Genomic DNA, 1633 nt, shown 5'->3' with positions numbered 1-1633 from the left:
CGGGGATTTTGAACTGTACATTTCCCTCTCTAGACACAATACGCCTAAGTACAGCAATGTCATTAAATACGATTTGCTACAATTTGTCAACATAAAAATAACACATATTGATAATTTCAAAGTGAATCGGTTAAACAGCGCTTATGAATAATTAAGGGTTCAAAATGATGAAATCATTATCCATAACACGCATCATAACATTTATAGCTTTCTTTTTTATATCAGCGCTACCTGCATCAGCGTCATTTGGATTTATAGACAAATTGACGCGTATGTTTACAAGTGTAGATACTATGGAGAAGTATAATAAACTTTACAACAAATACGCGAGTGAATCATATATTGGCTCTACGCATTCTGAAAAGATACTCGAAGCAAAAGAATATGCACACAGACATGGATACACCGAAACTGATTTTATATTGAAACGTCATCTATGGGTTATTTATTGCGGACGCTATGTGAATTTATTGCGGGGTGATTATAATATATTGATGTCACATACGGATCTACCCATGGCTCTACCCAATGTGATAGATCATTTACGCAGGAAATATCTTTGGAAGCCAATGTATTTTATGTGGGCATATAACGAATCAAATAACAGCAAAAATCCAATGATTTATTATGCGAAAGAATTTCTTAAAACTACGAAGGACCCTGAATTTGACTTAGAAGAACAAATTACTGATCTAGTATATAATGTGAGAAACGGTTATTATGAAACGATTGAATTACTAAAGAAACGTTGCAACACCATAGAATGGATATACTATATAATGAAACCGTAATAGAGATTGTCATTTAACGATCAAAATGTTTCTGAAGCACGTTAAGAGCAACCCGCAGTGAATTCACAAGATGTGGTAGCATTTGATCTTCTATAACGAGGTACTGTAGCGCTGCGTAAAGATTGTACTGTCTATAAAGACACTGGGCTTCTTTTAGTGCCTCTTGCATGTTTATAAACTGCTCTGTTGCAAATGCTACCCACTTGTCTCTTGCCTTATCATCAGAAGATGACGGAATTTCATTATAAACAGCACTTGGCAAGCCTTTTGCACACAAATAGTCGTTTCTTATCTGTAGGTACTGTTGCGCGGCATCATATTGCTCTTGAGTAATCACGCCTTGCAAACAAAGCCGCCCGATATAGGTACCAGAAAGTGGATTTTTTGCCTCCTGTAGCGTTAAACCGAAGCGCTTTGCACGCATTTCTATTGCCAATTTATCAACGGCTTCACGCGGTGCTTTTGCACGTGATATACGTCCGTTTGGTTCTCTTACCTGCCCTGTTATTTTAGGGCGTCCCCTTTTTTTATTTTTTTTCACAGATAACCTCAGACACCTGTTTAACGTTTTCCCAAATTTCCTTTGAGTTTGACTGTGTCCCTTCATCCAAAATCACTACAAATAACAGTAACACTATTGATATACCAAGGGCTGGTATTTTTTTCCAATCATCGTCATCATTTATCATCCACATGGCGACAAGTATCAGTATTCCAACTAGAAAACCTGCCAATATATCACAGCATTTTCCAATACCAGCATTATGTTGTAATGATTTTATCTCCTGATCTGTAATAGTATAGTTATAAACTGGCTTAGATTTACAGATTGCACTAAAGGT

At 36.5% G+C, this 1633-nt stretch carries 3 protein-coding genes; 1 reads left to right on the top strand and 2 read right to left on the bottom strand.

All coding sequences use genetic code 11. The features are described 5' to 3' along the window. Positions 1-164 precede the first annotated feature (164 nt). Positions 165-791 (top strand): hypothetical protein, encoded by a 627-nt coding sequence (locus ACFIME_RS04135; RefSeq protein ID WP_375627825.1) that lies wholly within the window; start codon positions 165-167, stop codon positions 789-791. 13 nt (positions 792-804) lie between these two features. Here ACFIME_RS04135 and ACFIME_RS04130 read toward each other — a convergent pair whose 3' ends face one another. Both ACFIME_RS04130 and ACFIME_RS04125 read right to left on the bottom strand, forming a co-directional pair. Further along, on the bottom strand, positions 805-1332 hold the full coding sequence (locus ACFIME_RS04130) for a hypothetical protein (RefSeq protein ID WP_375684541.1): 528 nt from the start codon (positions 1330-1332) through the stop codon (positions 805-807). Beyond that, a partial coding sequence (locus ACFIME_RS04125; protein WP_375684540.1) for a hypothetical protein occupies positions 1319-1633 on the bottom strand: 315 nt, incomplete at its 5' end. The genes ACFIME_RS04125 and ACFIME_RS04130, both read right to left, overlap by 14 nt.

The sequence above is a fragment of the Bartonella sp. AP1QHHD genome, from assembly GCF_042196265.1.
Taxonomy (GTDB): domain Bacteria; phylum Pseudomonadota; class Alphaproteobacteria; order Rhizobiales; family Rhizobiaceae; genus Bartonella.
The sequence above is the reverse complement of the archived record's forward strand: the minus strand, read 5'-3'. Positions and strand labels throughout refer to the sequence as shown.